The following is a 1038-nucleotide window of genomic DNA, read 5'->3' on the forward strand; positions in this document are numbered from 1 at the left end:
ATTTTTGGTGCGACTTTAGTTACCGGAATTATTACAGGCTTGATTACTTGGGCAATTGAAATGATTACCGGCACAACCGATACGACAACCGCAACAGATTCTATGTTGACGATTGCGGGTATGGCATCGTTGATTATTACGATCTTTATTTCTTTCCCGTTAAGCTTAGGGATTGACTGGTCGGTTTTACGATTGGTGGATGAGGATCGTTTCCATATTGGGAATATTTTCGAACCCTTCCAACGTCGTTATTTCCGTAATATCTGGAACCAAATTATCTATACTATCGTCATCTTTTTATGGACAATCTTGTTTGCCGTAGTTCTTGGTGGTATTGGTGTTGGAATCTTCTACCTAACTGGTCAATCTTTAACACCGCCAACTGACTTAACAGCAGGTGATTATTCAGGACTAGCTGGTCTTGCAGTAGGATTAGCGCTTCTTTTTATCATCTTGTATGTTATCTTGATGACAATCGTTACCTTGCGTTTAGCGATGAACAGCTACCTACTATTTGACAATGACCGTATTGGTGGCCGTAAGCCATTGAAAGTGTCTAAAGTCATGATGAAAGGGAACAAGTGGACATTATTCTGGATTGGTTTCCAAAATGCCCTTTACCCAGTCTTACTAGCTATTGTGATTTTTGGTGGTTTAGGACTATTAGGTGCCTTCCTAAATAACGGTGGTATCTTAATTGCTATCTTAGCGATTATCGCGACTGTAGCCATCATGATCTTCTCGATTAAATATACAATCCGTCAAATGGTTGCGACAGCTTTACTATACCGTTTAATTACTGACGAGCACGGTGATGACTTAGACCTTCGTTTTAAAGAATTAGACCTAACACCAGACGCACCAGTAAACAACTACCACACTGAGCAACGTCCAGCCTTTACGGAAAATGCAGCAGCCATTCATCCAGCTGATGATGTCGCAACAGGTACTGCCGCTAACCAAGCGATTAGTGAAACTGAAGCAGAAAAAGAAACAAAAGCCGCTGACCAAGCTGACAACCATGTTGGTGAAACAGCC

General features: G+C 41.4%; 1 protein-coding gene. It reads left to right on the forward strand.

The genetic code is table 11. The features are described from left to right. A partial coding sequence (locus ACRCJ0_RS15135; RefSeq protein ID WP_431391033.1) for a DUF975 family protein occupies positions 1-1038 on the forward strand: 1038 nt, incomplete at both ends.

The sequence above is a fragment of the Aerococcus sp. L_32 genome, from assembly GCF_050689315.1.